We start from the raw sequence: 24556 nt of genomic DNA, 5'->3' as shown, positions 1-24556 counted from the left end.
TACTCCCCTACTCCCCCACTCCCCTACTCCCTAATGCACCATTTTAGATGAAACACTCCAGTAGGGTGTGTTTCGCTACGCGACATGAAAAGCTCACAACGCACAACGCACCTAGACTCTATATATAGTGCCTTTGCATAAGTCCTGTATTTATTTCTGAAAATTATAGATTGGCTCCAAAAGCTAATAGCTGACTGCTGAATGCTGAATGCTGAATGCTTACTGTCCTATAATACTATTTGCTTATATAAACCCCACTTAATAATAGGCTCCAAAGCGAAGTCAAAAATGCTACTATAGCAATCCTCTTCTCTATAAAAAAAAGTAATTATTATAGCAATGCATGAGGATGGTGAGGTACACTTAACACCTACTCCAGTTCAGCCTTCGTTTGCTGTAACAACCACCGAAGATTGTGTTACTAAAATTACTAAATAAAATTTTGTACCTCACGGGCGGGCGTGAAATTGCTGTAATTGTTTAAAAGTGGGTTAATTATAGAGATTTAATCAAGGAAAATTGCAAATATATGTGTTAGAAAATAACACATATTTAGATTCTAAATTTAGTCCTAATTTTCCTGATTTCTCCTGAACTGAAATCATTCCAAAATATTGCGATCACTATCAAAATCTATGCTGAATAAATCTATTAGTGAACCAAGGGAACAGGTATGGAGGGAACACTTAACTGGGAAGAAGAATTGATTTTACTTTTTATTTTTGGAGATGTCTAATGAAATGCACTGCCTTTTTCATATCTTAACTTCTGACTTCTAAATTATGACTTCTGACTACATCAGGTCAACTTACGAAATAATAGATTAACTTAGATATTGGATATGCCGATGAGAGTGAAAAATGATCCAACAGTCTAAACCTGAATATTCTCTAGCCTGGATTGGTAAAATAGCAAAAGTCCCCAAACCAGAGTGGGATGCTCTAGCCCAACCTTTAAAAACTCCTTTCTTAGAATGGGACTGGCTGCGCAATATGGAAACTTCTGGTAGTGTAGGTGGTAGAAGTGGATGGCTACCCCAACATTTAACAGTATGGCGAGATAGACAATTAATAGCAGCAGCTCCACTTTATATTAAAGGGCACAGTCAAGGTGAATTTGTGTTTGACCATCAATGGGCCGAAATTGCTGATCGCATAGGTATTGAATATTACCCGAAATTATTAGGAATGTCGCCATTTACTCCTGCTGAGGGGTATAGATTTTTGATTGCACCTGGGGAAGATGAAGACGAAATAACAGGGATGATGGTTAGTGAGATTGATAATTTTTGCGATCGCCACAATATTTCTGGATGTCATTTTCTCTACGTCGATCCAGAATGGTATCCTATAATTAAACGTAATGGTTTTGCCAGTTGGCTGCATCATAGTTATATTTGGCAAAATGAAGGTTATCAAACTTTTGACGACTATCTAAAAGTATTTAATGCTAACCAACGTCGTAATATTAAACGGGAACGGAAAGCGGTAGCCAAAGCAGGTTTACAAATGCAGACTTTCACTGGAGATGAAATACCGAAACTATTGTTTTCTAAGATGTATACTTTTTATGAAAGTACCTGTGATAAATTTGGTTGGTGGGGTAGCAAATATCTGACGAAGCGATTTTTTGAACAATTACATCACGACTTTCGTCATCGGGTGTTATTTGTAGCAGGTTATAGTGAAGAAGATGATAGATTTCCAATCGGAATGTCATTTTGTATTACCAAAGGCGATCGCCTTTACGGACGATATTGGGGTAGTAGTTATGAAATAGACTGTTTACATTTTGATGCTTGTTATTATGCACCAATAGAATGGGCGATCAAACATGGTGTTAATAGTTTTGACCCCGGAGCTGGAGGCAGACATAAAAAGCGTCGTGGTTTTCCTGCTAGACCTAACTACAGTATGCACAGATTTTATCATAATCGTTTGTCAAAAATATTTTTGTCTTATATCGATCAAGTTAATGAAATGGAGCAGCTAGAAATGGATAGAATTAATGAATATTTACCCTTTAGTCAAGGTAATTAAAAGGGAAGAAGAAAGAAGAAGAGCTTTAGCGATCTAAGAGAAAAGGCTATAGCTATTTTGTCTAAATTTAGTAGGTTGGGTTAAGGGTACCTCGAACCCAACAAAAACTTATGTAGCTTAGTTTAGTATTATTGTACTTGAGCATCTGTACCTATGGTTAAAGCATTAGAATTAAAATCCTAAATTGAATTTTTTTTATCCCCTTAAAAAGACAGGATTTAGACACAAATTTTTGGTAAACAAGGAAGAAGTTTGTTGTAGATTAGGTTGCGATTTTAAGGCAGGTTTAAACGAGTAAATAAAATTAACTTCTATAATTATTCCTCTCTGAATTTTCTGAGATTATTAATTGTAGAGGAAAACTGCAAGTATCATTTTTTTTTGCTCAATTTTAGCTAACTGGAAATACTCATAAATCTCTGGTTGTCTTTCTTGGCGAATATATTGTTTTAACAACAATTTAATTTCTGATTTTTCATCCGTCGAAAAACTTTTTGGCAGAAACTGTAAGTGGTTCATTAGGAGTAGGAGTTGTTAAACTGGTAATTGAGCCAGAAACTCAAGGGATTAATTTGGCTAAATCTTTAATTTCTCAAGCTCAAAAGAAAATTATTAAGCCAAAGATTCAAGAAGATTTAATTAAGCTAATTCAAACAATTATCGTTTATAAGTTACCCCAAAAAAACTAGAAAGGAGATTGAAGCAATGTTAGGTTTAAGTGAATTGAAAAAAAACTAAAATTTATCAAGAAGCTTTTCTTGAAGGGAAAGCTGAAGGCAAAATAGAAGACAAAATAAGGTATATATCTAATATGATGCGTTTAGGTTTAACTTTAGAAACTATTGCTGAATATTTAGATTTACCTTTAGAGGAAATTCAAAGACTAGCAAACTTAACTCAAAAAAGGAAGAATCAATAAGGCTTTAGTTATTAAGACTTTTTCAGCTTAAATATAAAAGCATTGACATACTAATGGTTTGAGCAACTTTAGGTGGGAAAAAAAGTACCAACTTTTAGGCCAAAAAGGTTAACAAAGTTAGCAGATAAGGCTCACACAAGAGTAGAAAAATTAACAGACAATTCTTACAACTAATTCCTCTATAACTCCTATTCCTCCTAACTTTTAACTACTCCCTATTCCCTACTCCCTACTCCCTACTTCCTACTCCCTACCAAGAGCAAAAAGACTTTTTCAGGAAACCCTAATTATCTATAAAAAGCAGTCGCAAGATAGGGTTTCACTAACGCTATCTCTCCACCAAGAAAAGAAAAAAAATTCTTTTAGTCAATCTTCTTATTTATAAGAATAGATAATTATTAGTTAATTATTAATTGTTAATTATTCAAGGCACATCATTCCTCCTCTCCTTAAAGAGGACGTACTAATAAAGTAATTCCTTGACGACCAACAACTGCAACTTCTTGACCAGGAGCAAGAGTCATACTATCATCTCTAAAAAGCATAGCAGGCCAATATGTAGTTTTATATTTAACTCTTCCAGGTTCATCAGAAGTAATTTTTTCTTCAACTACACCAGGTTGAGGTTTAGAAAACATTTTTGGAGCATCACAACGAAATTTCTGCATAATTATTCTTCCTTATATAATTTTGTCTATGATTAGCTTTACGTTCTGGTTATTAAGTTTTCCGGAGGTTATTTAATTCGGACTTCAGATTATTTTCTTGGATATTTACAGGACTTCCCAAAGCAACCAAAAAACCGGGTTTATTGTCATAATATAGTTGTTAAAACCACCAAATTTAGTTGATAAACCCGGTTTCTGCATAAATCCTAACAACTAAATCAAAAAACAGTTTTTGTGTAAGTCTAATATGACTACAATTTTTGTCCAGATGCTAAATTACTCAAAGAATCACCAGTAACACGACATATACGCCACTCATCTAAAACTGACGCACCAATATGTTGGTAAAATCCGATCGCTGGTTCATTCCAGTCTAAAACACTCCACTCTAAACGCCCACAGTTTCGCGATACTGCCAACTGCGCTACATAACTTATCAGTTGCTTTCCTATTCCTTGTCCCCTATACTCAGGTAACACAAACAAATCTTCTATATAAATTCCGGGTTGGGTGAGAAAAGTGGAAAAGTTATGAAAAAATAGAGAAAAACCCACAGGTTTATCTGCAAACTCAGCTATAATAACTTCCGCAATAGGACGAAAATTAGAGCGATCGCTACCAGATTCACCAAATAAATGAGTTTCTAAAGAAGCAAGATTACCCGTCACCGCATCAGATAATTTTTCATATTCAGCTAGTGCTTTAATTAACTCAAATAGCACAGGTACATCTGCTGGTGTAGCAGGACGTAATTTTAATTCATTCAACGACATAATTTGATTACTATTATTTTAGTATTTGAGCAAAAACAATTTAACCATCCTTTTAAACATTTAGCCACTTTAGAGTTAACAAAATAAGTTAAATCAGCAGTTTCACAGTAAGAATAAAAACCCCTAAGATTGCCTCCTTCCACGGAGTTCCAGTCGCAATAAATTGGATATAGTAATTATCTCGATTTTATATATGTCCTGATTAATATCTATAGGAAATTTCCAGCCTTCTTCCCTCTTCCTTCTTCCTTTTTAAAGTGCTAAAATCAACTGATGTTAAAGTTTAAATTAGGAACGATTACACTAAATGTTAGATTGGATTTCCGCTAATTTTTCTGATTTATTAAAAAATATAGATAGTATCATTTTCTATACTATTGGAGGAGAGCAAGGTATACCATTAATTGTACTATGGTTAATTAGCGGAGGTCTATTTTTTACACTCCGAATGCAATTTATTAATCTTCGAGCCTTTAAACACGCTATAGATATTATTTTGGGCAAATACGATGACCCCAATGACGAAGGTGAAGTTTCCCATTTTCAGGCTCTTGCTACTGCTCTCTCTGGAACTGTGGGATTAGGAAATATTGCCGGAGTTAGTATTGCTATTAGTTTAGGAGGACCAGGTGCAGTTTTTTGGATGACGATCGCAGGTTTTCTAGGCATGAGTACCAAATTTATTGAGTGTACCCTAGCTCAAAAATATCGCATTTTTAACCCAGATGGTACAGTTGCTGGAGGACCTATGTATTATCTGTCTCAAGGTTTAGCTAATATGGGACAAAAAAATCTAGGTCAAATTTTAGCAGGAATGTTCGCATTATTCAATGTTTTGGCGGTACTGGGTAGCTCTAGTATATTTCAGTCTAATCAGTCTCAAGTAGTCGTTGCTAATGTTATACCATTTTTTGCCGAAAGAACCTGGAGCTACGGATTGGTTTTAGTATTAATAGTAGGATTAGTGATTATTGGTGGTATCAAACGTATCGCTGTAGTAGCTGCTACTATTGTACCTATAATGTGTGGCATTTACTTTTTGGCTGCTGTATGGATAATTTTGGCTAATTTGACAGCTATTCCTAATGCTTTAGCTAGTATTATTCATGGTGCTTTTGTTCCTCAAGCTATGGCAGGTGGTTTAGTCGGATCTCTAATACAAGGGTTCCGTCGCGCCACTTTTTCTAATGATGCAGGTTTGGGTTTGGCAGCGATCGCTCATGCAGCAGCGAAAACTGATGAACCTATTCGGGAAGGTATTGTGGCATTACTAGAACCATTTATTGATACTGTTATCATTTGTAATATGACTGCATTAGTAGTAATTATTACTGGGATTTATAATAATCCAGAATTTGCTAATCTTGGTGGTTCGGAATTGACTTTAGCTGCTTTTACTTCTGCAATTAATTGGTTTTCATTAGTTTTGACAGTTTGTATATTTTTGTTTGCCTTATCTACTATGATTTCTATGAGTTACTATGGTCAAGTTGCCTGGCAATATTTATTTGGAAACCGGAGTATAATTATATATAAAGTGTTATTTTTAGTAGGTATTTTTGTGGGTACAATTACTAAACCAGAAGCAATCATTCAATTTGCTGATGCGATAAAAATAGCTCTCGCTTTTCCTAATTTACTCGGAGCTTATTTCCTCTGTGGTGAAGTAGCAACAGACTTAGAAAATTATATGCAACGTTTACAAACAGGAAAAATAATTTCAGTAAATCAAAGTCAGAAACCCGGTTTCTCATAGATATTTATTCTTAAAAAGAATAATTTACCGTAGAAACCAATGTTCTCAAATTATAGCGCTGCGCCCAGGGAACAAGTATGGAGGGAACACTTAACTGGGAGAATAAATTGCCTATAATATAAAACTTTGAGCTGCTTGGACACCTCCGGCAATTTGTAAATATTAAGTGCGCACATTGCTATAACTGAAATTCCTGATGCTTCTTTTGATATTGCTTTAGATGCTCCTTGTTTGCATTGTATCATTGGTAGCGATCGCTCTCTATTTTTTCAGGCAGCTCCTCCCATTCTTAAACCAGGAGGGATTCTGATGAGCAAGACGATGTTTAATGAAGTTCCAGAAACAATTACTTGGTGTAATTTTGATCCTCAAACACACTATACTATTCATAATAGCATAGCTACTCGTGACATTGGCGATTCTAATAGACATCTCCAAAAATAAACAATCAAATCAATTCTTATCCATAAACTATCAATTATTTCTTACTGTTCCCACCTTCTTGGTTCCCTGTTCCCTCTTTTCTGGAGATGTCTAATGATATTTTACGAGAGATTACGGAAACAAAATTTAGAGTTATCAATGTATAAATTTCGCCTTCCACAGATCAAGAGGACTGAGTAGACTTACAGGTAATCCCAGAAAAAAGAGATAATTTAAACGAGAAAATTTTATCCTTATAATAGTAAGAAAGCTAATAGCTAATAGCTCAATGTTTACTTAAAAGCATTTTGATTTTTTCAAAATATACTAGCATGAATAAGCGATATAAAAAACCATTAACAAATAAATATCTAATTCTTTTCTCAAAAAAATTAAGCTTTGTCCGGATGCTCAAAATGATTTAGGGGAATTGCCATCCTGAAAAAATTAGAGTTTCATGGTATAAGTATCTAGTTAATACAAACGATTAGTAAGTAAAGTTAAAAATTAAAGGAGGAACTTGGGTGTATATGCTTATATTTAAGTTAATACCAACTGTTGCTTTAGCAATAGAATTAGAAACAGCATATAATTTTATCAACAGCATCGATCAAATTTTTTCAAGTTGTGTAAAAGTAATATTTAGCATCCTTTTCTTCAGTATCGGTGGTTTTCCTTTGATTGTTTTATGGTTAATAATTGGAGCAATTTTTTTCACCATCAAAATGAAATTTATCAATATTCGTGCTTTTAAACACGCCATTGATATCCTCAGAGGTGAATACGATGACCCCGAAGATGAAGGAGAAGTCACTCACTTCCAAGCTTTAGCTACAGCACTATCAGGAACTGTAGGACTAGGTAGTATTGCGGGTGTCGCTATAGCTATTAGTATTGGTGGACCTGGAGCCGCTTTCTGGATGACGATCGCTGGTTTTTTTGGCATGACCACTAAATTTGTAGAATGTACCCTCGCTCAAAAATATCGCATTGTTAAACCTGATGGTACTATTTCTGGTGGACCAATGCGCTATCTATCAGCAGGTTTAGCAGAAATGGGATACGGAATTTTAGGCAGAGTTCTCGCTGTATTATTCTCTGTATTTTGTGTTTTGGCTGCTTTCGGTGGTGCTAATATGTTTCAAGCAAATCAGTCTTATGGTGCCATTTCCAGTGTCTTACCAGGTTTACCTAGTTGGCTTTATGGTTTGGTTTTGGTAGTTTTGGTCGGTTTAGTAATTCTGGGTGGGATTCAGCGTATTGGTGCAGTAGCAGGTACTCTTGTTCCTGTAATGTGTCTGATTTATTTTTTAGTTGCCCTTTTTATTCTGCTGAATAATATTACGGAAATTCCTCGGGCGATCGCTACTATTATTTCTGGTGCTTTTGCTCCGGAAGCAGTAGAAGGTGGTTTTATTGGTGTGATTATTCAAGGGTTTCAACGTTCTGCTTTTTCTAATGAAGCTGGTGTTGGCTCGGCAGCGATCGCTCACTCTGCGGCTAAAAGTGACGAACCTATTCGTGAAGGTTTGGTTGCTTTATTGGAACCTTCTATTGATACTATTCTTGTCTGCAATATGACAGCTTTAGTAATTGTCATTAGTCAGGTATACAATGCTGAAGAATTTGCTGCTTTGCGGTCAGCCAATAAAGGAGCAGAGTTAACTGCTGCTGCTTTTGGTAGTGTTGTTACCTGGTTTCCTACTTTATTGGCGATCGCTGTTTTCTGTTTTGCTTTTTCTACCATGATTTCTTGGAGCTACTATGGCGAACGTTGTTGGGATTATTTGTCTGGTGGTAAAGGATTAATTATTTACAAAATTTTGTTTTTGATTGCTACTTTTATCGGTTCAGTATCTAACCCATCTTCTGTCATTAATTTTAGTGATGCTACTTTAATGTCAATGGCTTTTCCTAATATTTTGGGAGGCTATTTTTTATGTGGTCAAGTAGCCAAGGATTTACAAAATTATATGGATCGTCTCCGAAAAGGAGAAATGATAGCTTTTGGAGTTGGTGATTGAATATCATATTGTAGAAACTTTGACATTGTAACACCCAAGTCAAGGGATAATAAGGGATAATTTTTCCGATTTATCGGGAACCGTGTATTTCCTCTATAACTCCCTATTCCTCTTAACTAGGGCTGGCTGAATTTTTATCAAAACCTTTATATATAAAGGTTTTCAACTTTTTTAGGTCGTTAAAAAGTATCTGGTCTTTAGCTGTTGTAGTCTCAAAATGGTAAAACTTTAACCCTGACTATCAGAAAATTTGGCCGTAGCAGATACTCTCAACTTTTCCCTGTCCCCTTCCCTGGCTAATATACTTTTTCAGGAAACCCTAACTTTATTAAATTTAATTAAGAACACTACCCTAAATTATTAAAAAGGATCTTAGAATAGTATATACAACTACAATTTCACTAAATTATGAGGAGTAGGAAATATGTTAAGGACTCCTGCATTTCGAGTTAACCAGTACCACACACTTATTCAATATATTAGACAAACTATTCTCCATTGGTTGAAAAATTTTGGAAAATTTAGTTTGTTTTATGGTGAGTATATTGCTAATCCAACTAGGCCACAAAAATTAACAAAGGGACATGACCAGTAACAAAGGTTGCCTTCCCTATTATTTGGGTTTTAAGTAAGTTCAACCCAACATAGTCATCAATCAAAAGGTAGTTAAAGCTCAAATCCTAAGTTTGAGAAATATCCCTTAGTTTTTTTAATACACAAATTTGAGATTATGTCAACCCACCGATTCTTAAGTTATGGTGGATTCTAAATTTTATGAAAGACAAATATCAACCTCTAGTTAAAACCGAAATAATTAAACATCAGGAAATCTTACTTCTCTCTATTAAGGAGAAAAAGAGAAGCTTTAAACCTAATCGCTTAATTATCAATTCTCAGTTTTGGTAAGACAGTCATCTTGTCTGTAATAACTAGACTATAAGTTTGATAAAATCTACTGTAACTATATAAAATAAATAATCTCTCGGTGTTTCTACTTTTCAAAATCTCAATAAAACTTACGATAAATACCAAGAGCAATCTAATCTACTAACATTGTTGCTCCTGGTATCACATTAATTAATGACTATGAGATGAAAAACGATGATTTTTCTATTTTACTCAACCCATCAGCATAATGCTAAATTTTTATCATTAGAAACCTAAAGCAGCCATAGTCCGAGGTCCAACAACACCATCTGGTCTTAAGCCCACATCATATTGGAATGCTTTAACTGCATGCTTAGTTTTCGGGCCAAAATAACCAGTAGCACGGTGATGGTGGAAATAGCCCATAACTCCTAGTTGGTGTTGCAGTTTAGCAACTTTGTGTCCACGGCTACCATAAGAAAGATAATATCCATGACGACGACCATGGTAAGAAGCATGGCGATAGCGGGGGCGATAACTTTTCCGGTATGAACGATGACCATATTTTGAACCACAAGTATGGTGGCAAGCCGCAGCAGAGTCAGCAGTTGTACTGAGAGCGCCTAAAATAGTAGCTGCAGAAAGAAGACCCATTACACCTAAGCTAGAGAATCTTTTCCAGTTTACTCCTTCAAAACTGAGTTCTACTGTAGAATTTTCTTCTGCAGTAGCTAAATGAGAATATGCTAATGTTTCCATGATTCCTGTGTAATAATATTTGACATCCTTATTATTCTAAGTGCCTACCCTATCGCCTCATAGCATTCTGGGTATTTTTGCGGTGTAACACTCAAAATGATAGTATGCTTCGTGTTTGATAATACCGTAAAGTATACCAACTTCAGCAGAATTTAGTTGAATTTAGAATTTAAACTAGGAAATTTTATAATTTCCTTAGTTGAACTATCAAGCTACCGTGTAAACTAGCTTGTTTATACAGAATATTTTTGAAGATTATCAAAGTCCTCGATTAGTTTCTTCTATTCGTGGACTTTGATAATCTCAAAAGCTTAGTAGCAGTCGTAGCCACCATAGCCACCATAGCCACCGTAGTTACCATAGCTACCATAGGATTTATTGTAAGACTTACGAACAACTTCTGTGTAGGTAACTTTTCTGTAGTAGTTACTAGAGCTACGACCATATTTACCATAACCACCATAACTACCATAGTTATTATAGCGACCATAGCCATAACCATGAGCAGAAGCAGAATCAGCAGTTACGCCCATTGCTCCAACTACAGTAGCAACAGATAGTAAACCCATTGCACCAACAGTGGATAGGTTGCTGAAGTCTACACAAACAGTATACTCATTGTCAGAGTTTTCTGTATTGATAGCTAAATGGGAAAATGCTAATGTTTCCATAATTTCCTCTGTTTAACCTAAATAATAAATGAACTACTACAAAATAGGATTTTACCTATATTAACAATTACATACTAATTCAAAGATGTCTTTGAAACAGAATCTTAAAAAAGTAGATGTAAAAATTGTACTTGGGGTTTGGTAGATATATTCCCAGTTTATGCCAAAAATCGGACATATAAGCTTTAGATTGGCATTTTACAGAATATCACATGAGTTATAAGTATCAAGTAAAAATGCCAAATCAAATTAGGCTGGCCTTTGGTGTGTAGGATGGACTATAGATTCTTACCAAACTTTTCCACGACTTGGCTTATGACTGTTCTATCATGCTAAATCCCTAAACGCAAGTTTTTTATCTTGAAAATATAGAAAAATTTATAATATTTTGAAAAATCAAATTAAGCTGGGCAGATTAAAATCAAGCTCTAATTATTGGCAGCTTTTACCTTATGTTTATACCTACTGGCCAACAATTATTAAGGCATTGATTTGTACATTAATCTTTACTATTTTTTGGCCTATTTTAGCTTGGCTAATGGGTGAAATGGCAGGTTATATTGGCAAGGGAGATGTGGGAGCGATCGCTCAACTGGCTGGTCTAGCAGCTATTATTTTTCTGATTAAGGGTACGGTGCAGTATGGTCAAGATACCCTAATGGCAAAAGCCGCTTTAAATATTGCTTTAGATTTGCGAAAAAGAGTTTATTCTCACTTACAAAGGCTGGATATTAGTTATTTTGAAAGTTCAAAAACTGGAGACCTTTCCTATCGGATAACGGAGGATATTGACCGGACTGGGGAGGTTATTAATAAGTTTTTTCACCAATTTGTGCCTTGCATTTTACAGTTAATTGTTGTGCTTGGGTACATGGTTTATTTGAATTGGCAATTAACTTTTGCAACTCTAATTATTGCTCCTTTGATGGCTTTATTGATAGGTTGGTTTGGAGAGTTATTACTTTCTTTTTCCCACCAAAGTCAGAATCATATTTCTAATTTATCGGCTTTAATAACGGAGGTATTTGGTGGTATTAAGGTGGTTCAAGCTTTTGCTGCTGAGGAGTATCAAATTGCTCAATTTTCTGTGGAGGCTGAACAAAACCGACAAGCAAAATATATGACGGAAAAGGTGAAGGCTCTACAGTTTGTAGTGGTTGGTTTTTTGGAGGCAATGAGTGTGGTTTTTTTGTTTTTTTTGGGGGGGTGGCAAATATCTCAGGGAAATTTGACTGGGGAAGGTTTTATTAGTTATGTAACTGGTGTAGCTTTGTTGATTGATCCGATTTCTTTAACAACAAGTAATTATAGTGAGTTTAAACAAGGTGAGGCTTCTTGTGACCGGGTTTTTGAATTGTTAAAAATTCAACCTCAAGTGATAGAAAAAACCAATGCGATACGTTTGCCTACTGTACTGGGAAAGGTAGAATATAAGAATGTTTGTTTTTCTTATAATCCTGAAAAGCAGGTTTTGAAAAATATAAATTTGTTGGTAAATTCTGGGGAAATAATTGCTTTGGTTGGTGCTTCTGGAGCTGGAAAAAGTACACTTGTAAATTTGTTGCCTAGATTTTATAGTTTTCAATCAGGGGAAATATTAATTGATGATATTAATATTAAAGATGTGACTCTTAAAAGTTTGAGAAGACAAATTGGAATTGTTCCTCAAGAGGTGACATTATTTTCGGGAAAGGTATCACAAAATATTGCTTTTGGTCAATTAGATTATGATATTAATTATGTACAAGAAGCAGCTAAGGTTGCTAATGCTCATCAGTTTATTACTAAGTTGCCAAAAGGTTATGAAACTTGGGTGGGAGAAAGGGGTGTTAATTTATCGGGAGGGCAAAGACAAAGAATAGCGATCGCTCGTGCGGTATTAGAAAATCCCAGGATATTAATATTAGATGAAGCTACTTCTTCTCTTGATTCTGAATCTGAATATTTAGTTCAAGAAGCTTTGGAAAGATTGATGGAAGGAAGGACGGTATTTATTATTGCTCATAGGTTAGCAACTGTGCGTCGTGCTAATCGTATTTTGGTTATGGAAAATGGTCAAATTTTAGAGTCGGGTACTCATGCAGAGTTACTGGCAAAAGGTAAGCTTTATAATCGTTTTTATCAGAAACAATTTAGTTAATTCATTATAGGAACAGGGAATAGGAAATAGGAAATAGGCAATAGGCAATAGGCAATAGGGAATAGGGAATAGAATAAAAATAGATTTCAGCAGTAAAGCCATGAACAATTAATAATTAATAATTACCCCTTCTTTAAAGAAGGGAATTGACTAATCATGAAATTTTTTACTTCTTAAAAGGGGAGGCTTCCAGACGTGATTTTTTGAATGAATAATTATTGACTATCAACTTTTAATAATTACCCCTTCTTTAAAGGAGGGAATTGACTAATCATGAAATTTTTTACTCCTTAAAAGGGGAGGCTTCCAGACGTGATTTTTTGAATGAATAATTATTGACTATCAACTTTTAATTATTAATTATTAATTCTTGGGTAAGTATTCAGCTATTAGTTGTCGGTTATCAATTAATAAAAACTTCAAGCTTAAGGAGTAAATTGAAACAAATATAGAATTTAAAATTGCCTTTTTATAGCAAAACTTAATCCTGAATAATAAGGATTTTATCAAAAAAATAAAAACACTATTCTGATAGTTGAATGCTGCAAATGGATGTATCTTATGACTCTGGAAAACCCTAGAAAAAAGGACTAGCTTGTTTAAATAAAAAATGTAAACAAATTAACTTCTTAATTGGCAGCTTTAATTAACTTGAGTTAAAGTTAATTGATAGGGTGAAAGTAAGTATTAGATTAATAAGTTTGGCTTGCAACTATTTTATTTAGGCAAAAATAAAGGAAATATAGAAAGCATAATTGTAAGCATTTCCTTCGGAATGCTGCGCAAACAGCTATTAGCAGTTAGCTTTGACTCCGGAATGCTGCGCAAACAGTTTTTCCTGGATTATCCTGCGCCAAAAATACATGAAACTAATAACTTAATAAATTTAGCTGATGATCTTTTTCGTATCGGACTTTTAATTCTCTTTGAAGATTAATTCCTCTTTTAGCTGACGGCTGAATGCTTAGGCATAATTAACTTATAAAAGGATTAAAAATCTACAGAAGTTTTACCTAAAAATAACAGATTAAAATTGATAAGTATTTCAGAAGGAGAAAAGTAAAATGATAGAAATTATATCTTTAGCAAATCAAAATATCATTGGTCTTAGTATTGATGGAAAAATTGAAACAAGTGACATTGAAAAAATCAAAAATTTAGTTGAGGAAAGATTAAAATCTCAACCTAAATTACGAGTTTATGTTGAAGTTAAAAGTTTTCAAGGAATATCTGCGGAAGCTTTATGGGAAGATTTAAAATTTGGTTTAGGACACCTAAAAGATTTCGATAAAAAAGCAGTTGTATGTGATGCAAATTGGATAAATAAATTAACTACTGCTGGTAATAAAATTTTTGGTGATATAATCCATCTTGAGGCAAAATGTTTTTCTTGGTCAGAAAAAGACCAAGCTTTAGAATGGATAATTAAGTAGTAATGTCAGGTAAGCATTCAGTTATTAGCACCTCAGTTATCAGCAATAAAACTCAGCAGTTATCAGCAATAAAACTCAGCTTTTATAGTAAGCTCTAATTTTGTGTTAATTAATAAAACTGTTATCTCAAACCAATTAACCTAGCTCAGTTAATAAAGCTTTATATCTCAAACTAAAGACAATAGCTGATAGCTGACGACTGAATGCTTACTGGATAATTAAGTAGCAAAACACAATTAATTACAGCAAATTAAATCGGAAATTATTTTTTAGTCTAGATAATAATTTACTAAATAATCTGTCACTAAATTAGCTAAAAAATCATCCCAAGTTGGTTCAAAATGTAGAATGCTTATACTTGGGTAAGATTTTATCAATTATTTACTAAATATCACGAAATACAGCATCGAAAATAGAACGATAAATTCTAAATTTGATTTTGACAAGATTTTTATAAAGCTCATCTTTATTACCTATTTCTATTTTTCCCTCCACAGCTAATTTTTTCAAAATTGCTAAAGTTCCCTTTACATTTAATCCTAAATTAGTAGTTATTTTTCTAGCAAATAAATTGTCTATAAATTACAAAATCAGCTTGTAATTCTATAGCTAAAGCAATAGTTTCTGATTCACCGAAAAATTTAGGTATGAAGCCTCCTCTTTTAAGAGGATAAAAAAAGAATATTCAGTATTTAGCCTCTTACTTTCCTAAGGAATGCTGTGCAAACAGCTAGAGGTACTGATAACTGATAACTGAAATTACCGCTGCCAAAGTTCATATTTAACTGATTAAATAAAGAAGTTAAACTAGCGCTTTGTATTATTAATTTTTCTGATGCTAGTAAAGGAGTTAATACCCAACTAATCTCATCACTTTTAGCATTAATTTCAGTCACAACAGAGGGTTGTGTATAAAATTCATTATTGTTACTAATAAATAATTCTAAAGCTTGCAACTTGACTAAAAAAAAAGATGATAGGAGAGGAATTAATTACAATTTTCAAAACTTTTACCACCTTTGTTCCTGTTCTATATCTTCAGAGGAAAGATAGGAAAATTTAATGCCTAATAAATCCAAGATTTGCAACAATTCCTCAGCATCAATTTCCATAATTTACGCAGCTTTTCTCAAACTAATTAATCTAGCGATCAAAGCACCTAAAACAAATAATAACTTTTCTTTTTGTTCTAGTCTGACAAAAATTGGTAAAGTAGCAGCAATATGTTTTAAATTAATAGTAAGTGTCATTTAATTTATCAGTAGAGAGTGAACCTCCGACTAAAGTTGGAGGCTTGAAATACTGATTTCTCTGGAACCGTGTTAAATATTTTTTCATCCCCTTAAAAGGGGAGGTACATACCCTCATTTTTTGGTAAAGAAAGTGCTATATTTCGCATATATTCACATCTAAAATTTTAAACTATTTATAACATTATTTTTCCCTCTTCCTTCTGCCTTCTTCCTTGTTTTTAAGATGTTGCTCCAATTGCCCATAATATTATAGGCAAAGTTAAAAAAGATAACAATGTTGATACTATCACAACTTTGGAAGTTCTTGTCGCATCCCCACCAAATTCATTAACCATTAAAAAAGAAGCTAAAGCAGATGGCATCGAACTTTGTAAAACTAATACCTGTAAATCAAGTCTTGCCAAATTCATAGTTTTACCAACTAAATAAGCAACCAATGCTCCTCCTAATAAACGCATTAAACTAGCACCGAACTCATAAGTACCTGGTTTAAAAGAACTATTAGATATTTGTATTCCCATCAATAATAAAGCAACTGGAATTGTAGCTTCTTTTAAAAGGTGTAAACCATCATCTAATCTCAAAGGTAATTGAACATTAAATAAATTAAAAATTAAACCTAAAATCATTCCCCAAATTATAGGCAGTTTGAGAGTAAAAATAATACTAGACCAAAACCTACCTCCTTTGAGAATAGCAGGCATGGTACTCATCACAATTAAATTCCATGATATTAAATAAATTACAGCTTTTTCTAACCCTGGTTCTCCTAATGCAAATAAAGTTACAGACAGACCCATATTTCCAGAATTAGACAAAGCGGTGGAAGCTACTAAACTTTTTTGTGCAGCTACAGAAAAACCTAATCTTTTTGCGATTATCCAAGATATTAAACATAGCAAAATATAAATTAATCCAAAGGCAATAAATATTTCCATGGCTTCTGCAATACTAATAGTAGTGCGATACAAAATATCTGTTAGTAATGCTGGAAATAATACATATAAAGATAGTTTGGAAAGTGTAGGTTCATCAATGGAAAAGTTTTTGCCAAATATAAAACCAATTAAAACAATACACCCAACTGGAAAAACAGCAGATACAACCGAAAATAAAATCTCAATCATAGTTCAAAAAATTATGAATTAATCATTTTATAAGTAAGCCTTTAGCTATTAATTAGCAGGTAAACATTCAGCCGTTCGCTATCAACTTATAAGCTATTTTTTGATGCCGGTTAAAGCTGTAAATTTTACTAAAAAAGTCGGCTTCTTTAAGATTAAAGTTTTCATTTACACCCTACCCTTAAAAACAGCATTTTAATTGCTGTTAGCTCACAGCTAATAGCTGTTTGCCCAGCATTCCAAAGGAAATGCTTACATTAGCAGGAAAGTTCAATAATGAATAATTGATAATTACCTTTCCCTAAAAGGAAGAGGATTAAATAAAAGGAAAAAATTTATTTCTCAAGGGGAGATTAGATATGGTTAGGAAACCCATCAATCTCACCCTTCGGGAAACTGCACTGACGACCGCTTTTTCCCTTTTAAAAGGGAGGCTTCAACCCGCAAATTATTTAATTATTTAATTATTAATTATTCGGTAAAAGCAATTTATAAATTGAGAGAAAATTATAAAGTTACTACCACAGCAAGCTCCTTTAACTTTAAAAAGAATTATTCATTATTTACTGTTAACGTAGTTCAGATTTTATATTAAAAATTTAACTTTTGTGGTAAGCATTCAGCCGTCAGCTATTAGCTATCAGAAGAGTGCTTTTAGTAAGCTATCAAAGCTTTTTCATTATCAAATGAAAATTATTACAAAAGCCAGCTTTGAGGTTTATATTCGTTTAAATATTCTCCTTAAGCTTGAGGTTTTTATTGCTAATAGTTGAATGCTTACCTTTGGTGAATATTCTCTTCAGAATATCTCCATAAGCTAATAGGCATTTTAAATGCGTATTAGCAAGTCATAAATCAGAAGTGATCAGAGTTGTATTCTTCATTAGGCACATAACAAATATGTGGTTTAAATGCTTAACAGCTTACTATAATAATCCTAAATTATTGGCTGCATCTCAATATTTGCGAAAATACTTTTTTCCTATTCCTTTGGTATTTGGGTTTGGAGACTAAACCCCTACAGTTTATTTTCGCAAATGATTTCTTATGGTATATAAAGTTCAAAATTGGCTTTTGTAGTAAAATTTAATTTTGAATAATAAAGCTTTATCATTTATTCCTTTTCTGTTAGAGTTTTTGTTAAAGGTTTATTGGGTGCATCTCAATGGGCGAAGAAAGCCAAAAATTTATTGCTTTTAGGGAATAGGGAACAGGAAAAAAGTATTTTGGCAAATATTAAATGCGCCCGGTTTACTTCTTATTACTTATTACTTATTGCTTATTACTTATTACTTATTACTTATTACTTAAATATGAATTTTGGTAAATGGTTAGGTTTTTTTAGTTTGCTTATTTCCTTGTATATCTTGTGGGAAATTAGACAACTTGTACTATTAATATTTGCAGCAATAGTATTAGCAACTGCCTTGAATAGATTAGTAAAAAAAATTAGTAAATGGGGTATTCACAGAAAATTAGCTGTAATTGCTACTTTAACTTTAGCCACATTAATTATGTTGCTATTTTTGTTGCTAGTTGTACCACCTTTTATTAGCCAGTTCCAAAAATTAATTGCTTTAGTACCCGATGTATTTAGAGAATTTCGCTCTCAACTTGTGGAGTTATATCGACAAACACCCGATCTATTTCCAGCACCACCTACTGCTACTGATATGTTAGTACAAACACAAAAATTTGGTACTCAGTTATTCAGCAACTTTTTTAAGATTTTTTCTAATACTTTTATCGTCTTTTTACAAGTACTTTTAGTATTTGTATTAACCATCATGTTTTTATTTAATGCTGAAGCTTATCGACGAGTAGGATTACTTTTATTTCCTTCTTTTTATCGACAACGTGCAGATGAAATTTTATCGAAGTGTGAGGTAGCTTTAGGTAATTGGTTTGGTGGAATAGTAATTAACTCTCTGTTTGTAGCAACCTGTAGTGGTATTGGTTTATTTCTATTACAAATTGATTTAGTTTTGACTCATGCTTTACTAGCAGGTTTACTCAATTTTATTCCTAATATTGGTCCGACTATGAGTGTAGTTTTTCCGATAATGATTGCTATTTTAGATGCCCCTTGGAAAATAGTTGCAGTAGGAATTTTATACATTATTATTCAGAACCTGGAAAGTTATTGGTTAAGTCCAACTGTTATGGCAAAACAAGTCTCTCTTTTACCTGCTGTTACTTTAGGTTCTCAAATTTTCTTTACTACTTTTTTTGGAATTTTAGGTTTAATTTTAGCTTTGCCTTTAACTGTAGTAGCTAAAACTTGGATTGAGGAAACTTTATTCAAAGATATTCTAGATATTTGGCAAGAAAAAAACTCTATTTTATAGCAATTTTATCCTCGTTAAGTACAAACTTTTAGCCTTGAAGAAACAGGGCATAGGGTGTTGATAATTAGGGCTTGCTGAATTATTTATCAAAGCATTGATATTCTAAAGTTTGAGTCTTTTTAGGTATGGAAAAAGTACAAGGTTTAGCTCCTTAAAGCAAGTTTCCCTAGAACTCCTTATTCCTCTTTACTCTTCACTACTCCCTACTCCCTACTCCCTACTCCCTACCTCCACCATCAGACTTTTTCAGCAGACCCTAATTAATAATTAGAATTTTCTAATTAAATATGAAAGCTTGATATTGAAAAAATTTCAGCTTTTTTAGGTGTCGAAAAAGTGCCAAATTTTAGGTCTTGAAAGTACGGTTCCCGAAAAATCAAAAAATTAGGATTTTAGGCTAACGCGAGGCAGAAAAATTAAGGGATGATTTTTCCAACTACCTTCTCTATAACTCCCTATTCCTCCTAATTATTAACTACTCCCTAAAAACAGAAAAATTAAGGCGCTATTAGAAACAATCATTTATTCTATAACTCCCTATTGCTCTTAATTACTAACTACTCCCTACTCCCTACTCCCTACTCCCTACTCCCTTCACTAATAATTGATTTACTAATCACGTCACTAACAATTTGATTTCCTTCAGGACTTAAATGAATATGGTCTCGATACAAACTATTTGACTTTAATACAGATTTAAAAATAGGTAATAAGTCTAAATATTGAATATTTTCATCTTGGATAAAGTTCTTTAAACGTTGACGAGCCTTAACTTCATGATCGCGAGAACCAGGTTCCCCAAATTCTCGAAGTAAAGGAGTCATTGCTAAAATAAATTTAGCATTATTTTGATGAGTAATTTCCTGGATTTTTTTTATTGCTGCTAAATTGAAACCAACTCTATCTCCTCCTTCATTAATTGTGGGAACTTTTGGCGCTGGTAAAAGATAACGACTTATCACTTCAGCTATTGCCAACATAGGTTTTTTATCAGGGTAATTTCGATCAACTCCTACCACTAAAGAACTTGGTTTCTTAGCAAATAAATCATCAGTATTAATCAGTAATACTATAATTTGAGAATCAAACAAACCAAACTTTTCTAAATAAGCAAGTTCATTTCTAGGACCCCAAGAATTAGCTGAAGCATTAAGAACTTCAACAATTTTATCTTGACCTAATTTTTCATTTAATTGCTTCTCTATAATTGCAGAAATTGTGTGATCTTGATCTGTCCACCAATTTCCATTAGCCACAGAATCTCCTAACAAAAATATTCTCAAAGTATTATCTTTTCTTGACTGTTCTATTGGTTCAGAACGCATAGAATACTGATTAATTTTTACTCGTTTTCCAAATCGAGTAACATTTTGATTTGGTCTTAAAAGATAACCAATTTTACTATCAGTATTATAAGTGAGAGGATTGCCAAAACCAGCAACTAAACGCAATCCTATTTCTAATATCGCTAATAAGCAAATTATGATTTCTGAAACTATGAAGAGAGTGTTCACTAATCTAAAATTCCTAATAAATTATAACGTAAGCATTTCGGAGGAAGAGCTGATAGCCAATAGCTGTTTTTGCAGTATTCCCCAGCAAATGCTTAGATTATAACAATTATTAATAAACACTCAGCTATTAGCATTCAGATGAATCTTTTACCAAAAATTTGAGGTATGTGCCTCCCTTTCAATGGGATAAAAAATATTCTATTAAGTAAGTATTTCAATCTGAATACTTGAGCAGTTGCCACTAATAACTAATTTGAAGATTATGCCACTTTTGATCAGAGTTGGTTATCCTGTTTAAGAATAAAGAAATTTATAATTAAAGTCAGACTTGATTTGTTTCTTGCTCATCATATTTACTTGTCATATACTCTGACGACAAAGAATTATCCCAGCTCCCAGGAGGGGAAACTTACAGGGATATGTTTTTTACAATTAGGCATTTGGATGTGCCACACTCACATTCCAGAGGTTGGAGAAGGAAGCAGAGGAGAAAAAAGAAAACATCATAGTAGCTACATAAAACAAGTTTAAGCGATCGCCAAAAAATGTGTTTTTTTATAGATTTTTCTTCCGAAAAAGCCGAAATAAGAAATTTTCATAACTTGTCAATAATGCCCAAGTTTTATATTAATAAATATGTGGGTACAGCATAGCCTTTCAAGGGGATAAAAAAATAAAAGTTCATTACTTCAAGTCTCTGAGTTCCCTGCCGAATGATCCGCAACCAGCCAGAGAGACTATTTCGCTGCGCGGCATAAATGCGCTCCCATTCCCTATACGAAAAATGGCAGCTCTGACCCAGGAGGCTAACTGATAACTGATAACTGAAAATACCCTATCTTGATTTGGCAAAAAGGTTAAAGGAAATAGAATAAATCTGCATTTGCAATGGGATAATCACAGAGTATGAATAACTGTGGTTTCAGGTAAACCCGTGGACTTAAAGCAAATATTTAAAACCAGAAATCCAATTATTGGAGTAGTACATTTACAACCTCTGCCCACCTCACCCCTTTGGGGAGGTGACCTCCAAGCTATTATTAGCAGAGCAGAAAGAGAAGCCACAGCCCTTGCATCAGGAGGCGTGGATGGCATTATAGTAGAAAACTTTTTCGATGCTCCTTTTGTTAGAGACCAAGTTGATCCGGCTGTAGTTAGTGCCATGACTCTCTTGGTACAAAAAATTATGGACTTAGTTTCCCTACCAATAGGGATTAATGTTTTGCGGAATGATGGCCATAGTGCCATGGCGATCGCTTCCTGTGTAGAGGCCCAATTTATCCGTGTGAATGTTCTGACTGGAGTTATGGCCACAGACCAAGGATTGATTGAAGGTATAGCACACCAACTTTTACGTTATCGTCGAGAACTGGGTAGTGACGTTAAAATCTTGGCAGATGTTTTAGTTAAGCACGCCCTACCTTTGGGTTCCCCAAATCTAACGACTGTTGTCCAAGAAACAATTGAACGTGGTCTTGCTGATGGGGTCATTCTTTCTGGATGTGCTACTGGTAATCCTCCTAGTTTGGAAGATTTAAAATTAGCTAGTGCAGCAGCAGGGGACACCCCAGTATTTATCGGTAGTGGTGCAGACTGGAAAAATATTTCTACTTTGATGCCAGCTGCAGATGGGGTCATTGTGTCTAGCTCCCTAAAGCGACATGGCAAAATAGAACAACCCATAGACCCGATTCGTGTAAGTCAGTTTGTGGAAGCTACTCGACGGAGTTTAGAAAATCAGGAAAAATGATACTTAGAAATGAGAAGTAAAAACCAGGAGCTAACTTTTTTCTACTAAGACTGTTTATATAGGGCTTGCGTATGGGAATCTCAAAGCATTGACTTATCAAGCTTAAAGGCTGTTTCAGGTAACACAAAATTCCCAGAAACTACTAGATTAATCTTGAGAACTCGGGATTTTTCTTCACCAAACTAAGAAAAATGCACAAAAATTAACACCTACAACCATTGCCTATACTCACCAAGAGACTAAAGAAGCGCAAACCCTAAATAGGGTTGGCTAAAAAATTCTTGAGGACTTACACAGAGACACTAAATATAATATAGCGCTCAAAAAACTATAGCGCTATAAATATCTAGTGTTTAAATTTCAAAAATTTGTAAGTTTTGCAGGAGTCAGCAGTTAAGAAAAATGGCAATTATTTAGTAGGAATAATTGTTTCTTGATTTTTCTGTCCTGATAGGGTGTGAAAAACTATAGCACTATAGATCAGGCAGACTTTGTTTGAGTTTAGTATGGCTATCATAGGGAAGATGTCCGTGTAGAAAAAGTTATATTATTTGCCATACAGACGCTCCATACAATCTTTTTACCATTTTTTACACATATTTATAGCCTATGCTATTACACCAAATATAGTTAGGGCTTGCTGATTAAATCTTAAAATATTGACAGATAAAGGTTGTAGCAATTTTATAACTGCAAAAAGGACTAGCTTTTAAGTCCCTAATATTCAAAAGGGAGCGCATTTTGGGCGCATAAATAATAGTTGGGCAAAAAAATTACTCTTCACCTCCCCATCTCCCCATCTCCCCATCTCCCCATCTCCCTATCTCCCCATCTCCCCAAAAAGACTTTTTCAAGAAACCTTAACTATATTAAGTTTTGCTAATTAAATATCAAAGTGTTTATGAGCATTGGTTTCAGCCTTTGCGGATCATAATAAAGTACCAGCTTTTAGGTAATTCCAGTTTATGCTAGGAGCAGATTTTGGGCAACAAAGGGGTAGAAAATTAAGGGAATATTCTTTTGGCTACTTCTTCTATGATTCTCATTCCCTTATGGATTATGGATTCTGGTTCCTCCCCTTGCGACTCATACTTTTTCAGCAAGCCCTATATTAAGTTTTGCAAACTAACTTCCAGTTCCAACCTCAAATTGATTTGAATCGAGTTTACAATTTGTTGTTATAGCGCTGCTTTTAGGGAAAAGGCAACAGGGAACAGGTATGGAGGAAGAATTAATAGCTTATAAGATAAGGTTTTTAGCTATTGGACACCTCCGGCAATTTGTAAATATTAAGTGCGCACATTGCTATATGTAACAAATTTTAACGCTAATAGGACTAAAGCCATAAACGCTATTGGTAGGGTGCGTTTCGCTACGCGACATGTAAAGTGGGCTTCGTAACGGACTGAGACTCTATATATATAGTGCCTTTGCTTAAGTCCTGGCTAATTTACTTAACTTAAATTTATAACTCTACATACATTTTCATACTCTTAATAGTCTATCAAGCTACATCATTTATTAAAAAGGTAAGGGCTGAATGCTTACCTTATTTATATGACAAAAGAGGTATAGAAAATATTTCAATCCAGTTCAATAAAGTCAAATAAAGTACGATTAACCTAGTAAATTTACCAAATTATTTTACTAGGTTTTTGTGTTTTATACCCCCAAAATTTTCAATCTACTCTATCTATTTTTTTCTGTCAATTTAGGCAGAAATTTTGTTGTCAACATTATCAATATATATAAGCTATAATAGTAGATAAAAAATCATAGTTTAATTATTGATGGGGTGTATATAGAATCTCTATCTCTAGAGATAGAGAGCTAGTTTTTTTGTCAACATTCAGCGGTTAGGTAGGATCTAAAAAGAATTAACTATTATGCTTGTGAACTATTACGCCAAAAAAAAAAGGTGATCAGCAAAATTTAGTAATCTTTTGATTTTTTTTAGTTGTTTCCGTAGTATTCCCTAGAAAATAGTAAATCCTAATAGCTGAATGGTGAAGTTTTTTCTATCAAAAAAGTTAATAAGCATTCAGCCGTCAGCTCTTGTTTTTAGTTTTTGATTCAGGCTTGATAATACGGTTCC

19 protein-coding genes are annotated in these 24556 nt (G+C 33.7%); 10 read left to right on the top strand and 9 right to left on the bottom strand.

The genetic code is table 11. The features are described 5' to 3' along the window. The first annotated feature begins 860 nt into the window (after window positions 1–860). Both VKJ25_RS01965 and VKJ25_RS01960 read left to right on the top strand, forming a co-directional pair. A complete protein-coding gene (locus VKJ25_RS01965) occupies window positions 861–2039 on the top strand; it encodes a GNAT family N-acetyltransferase (protein ID WP_324234943.1) in 1179 nt (392 codons plus the stop codon). Window positions 2040–2533: 494 nt separating this feature from the next. Then, window positions 2534–2728, top strand: a complete 195-nt coding sequence (locus VKJ25_RS01960; protein ID WP_324234942.1) for a DUF2887 domain-containing protein — start codon at window positions 2534–2536, stop codon at window positions 2726–2728. Between the two features lie 679 nt (window positions 2729–3407). Here the strand turns inward: VKJ25_RS01960 and VKJ25_RS01955 are convergent. Beyond that, on the bottom strand, window positions 3408–3626 hold the full coding sequence (locus VKJ25_RS01955; RefSeq protein WP_324234941.1) for an NfeD family protein: 219 nt from the start codon (window positions 3624–3626) through the stop codon (window positions 3408–3410). 251 nt (window positions 3627–3877) lie between these two features. After that, a complete protein-coding gene (locus VKJ25_RS01950) occupies window positions 3878–4399 on the bottom strand; it encodes a GNAT family N-acetyltransferase (protein ID WP_324234940.1) in 522 nt (173 codons plus the stop codon). A gap of 307 nt (window positions 4400–4706) precedes the next feature. On the opposite strand from VKJ25_RS01950, the gene VKJ25_RS01945 reads away from it, so the two are divergent. The 4 genes from VKJ25_RS01945 to VKJ25_RS01930 all read left to right on the top strand — a co-directional run bounded on the left by VKJ25_RS01945 (window position 4707) and on the right by VKJ25_RS01930 (window position 9197). Then, window positions 4707–6155 carry an alanine/glycine:cation symporter family protein gene (locus VKJ25_RS01945; RefSeq protein WP_324234939.1) on the top strand — a complete coding sequence of 483 codons (1449 nt, stop codon included), beginning with the start codon at window positions 4707–4709 and terminating at the stop codon, window positions 6153–6155. Between the two features lie 231 nt (window positions 6156–6386). After that, a complete protein-coding gene (locus tag VKJ25_RS01940) occupies window positions 6387–6599 on the top strand; it encodes a hypothetical protein (RefSeq protein WP_324234938.1) in 213 nt (70 codons plus the stop codon). A gap of 509 nt (window positions 6600–7108) precedes the next feature. Further along, complete coding sequence (locus tag VKJ25_RS01935; protein WP_324234958.1) at window positions 7109–8602, top strand: alanine/glycine:cation symporter family protein; 1494 nt, start codon at window positions 7109–7111, stop codon at window positions 8600–8602. 424 nt (window positions 8603–9026) lie between these two features. Further along, window positions 9027–9197: a hypothetical protein gene (locus VKJ25_RS01930; protein ID WP_324234937.1), complete on the top strand. Its 171-nt coding sequence runs from the start codon at window positions 9027–9029 to the stop codon at window positions 9195–9197. A 557-nt stretch (window positions 9198–9754) separates the two neighbouring features. Here the strand turns inward: VKJ25_RS01930 and VKJ25_RS01925 are convergent. Next, window positions 9755–10228, bottom strand: coding sequence for a peptidoglycan-binding domain-containing protein (locus VKJ25_RS01925; RefSeq protein ID WP_324234936.1), 474 nt, complete (start codon window positions 10226–10228; stop codon window positions 9755–9757). A gap of 311 nt (window positions 10229–10539) precedes the next feature. Beyond that, window positions 10540–10899 (bottom strand): hypothetical protein, encoded by a 360-nt coding sequence (locus tag VKJ25_RS01920; RefSeq protein ID WP_324234935.1) that lies wholly within the window; start codon window positions 10897–10899, stop codon window positions 10540–10542. A 406-nt stretch (window positions 10900–11305) separates the two neighbouring features. Between VKJ25_RS01920 and VKJ25_RS01915 the strand changes: the two genes are divergently transcribed. Together VKJ25_RS01915 and VKJ25_RS01910 are read left to right on the top strand one after the other, a co-directional pair. Then, window positions 11306–13039 carry an ABC transporter ATP-binding protein gene (locus VKJ25_RS01915; protein ID WP_324234957.1) on the top strand — a complete coding sequence of 578 codons (1734 nt, stop codon included), beginning with the start codon at window positions 11306–11308 and terminating at the stop codon, window positions 13037–13039. 1064 nt (window positions 13040–14103) lie between these two features. Continuing rightward, on the top strand, window positions 14104–14472 hold the full coding sequence (locus tag VKJ25_RS01910) for a SpoIIAA family protein (protein ID WP_324234934.1): 369 nt from the start codon (window positions 14104–14106) through the stop codon (window positions 14470–14472). 384 nt (window positions 14473–14856) lie between these two features. Here the strand turns inward: VKJ25_RS01910 and VKJ25_RS24815 are convergent, their stop codons facing one another. The 4 genes from VKJ25_RS24815 to VKJ25_RS01895 form a co-directional block, all read right to left on the bottom strand. Next, complete coding sequence (locus VKJ25_RS24815) at window positions 14857–15027, bottom strand: hypothetical protein (protein WP_483143727.1); 171 nt, start codon at window positions 15025–15027, stop codon at window positions 14857–14859. 137 nt (window positions 15028–15164) lie between these two features. Beyond that, entirely contained in the window at window positions 15165–15428 is a 264-nt protein-coding gene (locus tag VKJ25_RS01905; protein WP_324234933.1) for a hypothetical protein, read from the bottom strand. A gap of 159 nt (window positions 15429–15587) precedes the next feature. After that, on the bottom strand, window positions 15588–15722 hold the full coding sequence (locus tag VKJ25_RS01900) for a hypothetical protein (RefSeq protein WP_324234932.1): 135 nt from the start codon (window positions 15720–15722) through the stop codon (window positions 15588–15590). 221 nt (window positions 15723–15943) lie between these two features. Beyond that, a complete protein-coding gene (locus tag VKJ25_RS01895) occupies window positions 15944–16852 on the bottom strand; it encodes an AEC family transporter (RefSeq protein WP_324234931.1) in 909 nt (302 codons plus the stop codon). Between the two features lie 1148 nt (window positions 16853–18000). Between VKJ25_RS01895 and VKJ25_RS01890 the strand changes: the two genes are divergently transcribed. After that, window positions 18001–19197 carry an AI-2E family transporter gene (locus VKJ25_RS01890; RefSeq protein ID WP_324234930.1) on the top strand — a complete coding sequence of 399 codons (1197 nt, stop codon included), beginning with the start codon at window positions 18001–18003 and terminating at the stop codon, window positions 19195–19197. Between the two features lie 578 nt (window positions 19198–19775). On the opposite strand, the gene VKJ25_RS01885 is transcribed toward VKJ25_RS01890, so the two are convergent. Further along, complete coding sequence (locus VKJ25_RS01885) at window positions 19776–20711, bottom strand: SGNH/GDSL hydrolase family protein (protein ID WP_324234929.1); 936 nt, start codon at window positions 20709–20711, stop codon at window positions 19776–19778. Between the two features lie 934 nt (window positions 20712–21645). Here VKJ25_RS01885 and btpA point away from each other — a divergent pair. Further along, the gene (btpA, locus tag VKJ25_RS01880; protein ID WP_324234928.1) at window positions 21646–22461 is read left to right on the top strand and encodes a photosystem I biogenesis protein BtpA; all 816 of its coding nucleotides are present in this window, start codon (window positions 21646–21648) and stop codon (window positions 22459–22461) included. The last annotated feature ends 2095 nt before the right edge of the window (window positions 22462–24556 follow it).

The organism is Okeania sp. (genome assembly GCF_035285525.1).
Classification (GTDB): domain Bacteria; phylum Cyanobacteriota; class Cyanobacteriia; order Cyanobacteriales; family Microcoleaceae; genus Trichodesmium.
Note: the sequence above shows the minus strand (reverse complement) of the source record. Positions and strands in the feature narration are given on the sequence as shown.

What these genes read in the sequence shown, in the direction of transcription:
- VKJ25_RS01920 (WP_324234935.1), bottom strand. Translation starts at nt 10,899, where the DNA reads ATGGAAACATTAGCATTTTCCCATTTAGCTATCAATACAGAAAACTCT.
- VKJ25_RS01955 (WP_324234941.1), bottom strand. Translation starts at nt 3,626, where the DNA reads ATGCAGAAATTTCGTTGTGATGCTCCAAAAATGTTTTCTAAACCTCAA.
- VKJ25_RS01950 (WP_324234940.1), bottom strand. Translation starts at nt 4,399, where the DNA reads ATGTCGTTGAATGAATTAAAATTACGTCCTGCTACACCAGCAGATGTA.
- VKJ25_RS01900 (WP_324234932.1), bottom strand. Translation starts at nt 15,722, where the DNA reads ATGACACTTACTATTAATTTAAAACATATTGCTGCTACTTTACCAATT.
- VKJ25_RS01935 (WP_324234958.1), top strand. Translation starts at nt 7,109, where the DNA reads ATGCTTATATTTAAGTTAATACCAACTGTTGCTTTAGCAATAGAATTA.
- VKJ25_RS01895 (WP_324234931.1), bottom strand. Translation starts at nt 16,852, where the DNA reads ATGATTGAGATTTTATTTTCGGTTGTATCTGCTGTTTTTCCAGTTGGG.
- VKJ25_RS01930 (WP_324234937.1), top strand. Translation starts at nt 9,027, where the DNA reads ATGTTAAGGACTCCTGCATTTCGAGTTAACCAGTACCACACACTTATT.
- VKJ25_RS01965 (WP_324234943.1), top strand. Translation starts at nt 861, where the DNA reads ATGATCCAACAGTCTAAACCTGAATATTCTCTAGCCTGGATTGGTAAA.
- VKJ25_RS01945 (WP_324234939.1), top strand. Translation starts at nt 4,707, where the DNA reads ATGTTAGATTGGATTTCCGCTAATTTTTCTGATTTATTAAAAAATATA.
- VKJ25_RS01910 (WP_324234934.1), top strand. Translation starts at nt 14,104, where the DNA reads ATGATAGAAATTATATCTTTAGCAAATCAAAATATCATTGGTCTTAGT.
- VKJ25_RS01925 (WP_324234936.1), bottom strand. Translation starts at nt 10,228, where the DNA reads ATGGAAACATTAGCATATTCTCATTTAGCTACTGCAGAAGAAAATTCT.